This window comes from Winogradskyella poriferorum (assembly GCF_050618035.1).
GTDB classification, from domain to species: Bacteria; Bacteroidota; Bacteroidia; order Flavobacteriales; family Flavobacteriaceae; genus Winogradskyella; species Winogradskyella poriferorum_A.
Map to the genome: position 1 here is coordinate 1 of NZ_JBODPY010000329.1, position 210 is coordinate 210.

Here is a 210-nt window from a genome sequence, read left to right on the forward strand (position 1 = left end):
TCATTATTAAAATACCCTCGAGACTCATATTTCTGAATTTGTGAGTTTAAAATTGAGCACAAAATAACTGCCAAATACACTTGATATAACAAAATTGAGTAACCACATTGTTGTAGTTATGGATAATATGATAAGTTCATTAACACCTAAAAAGCTGAATAGGAAAACAGCAACACTACCTTTAACGACAACATCAAAGAATGAAATCGT

Annotated in this window: 1 pseudogene; it reads right to left on the bottom strand. The window is 30.0% G+C overall.

What is annotated here, in order from left to right:
• Positions 1-24: 24 nt before the first annotated feature.
• Positions 25-210: pseudogene (locus ACRHOC_RS15960) on the bottom strand (hypothetical protein); the annotation flags it as partial.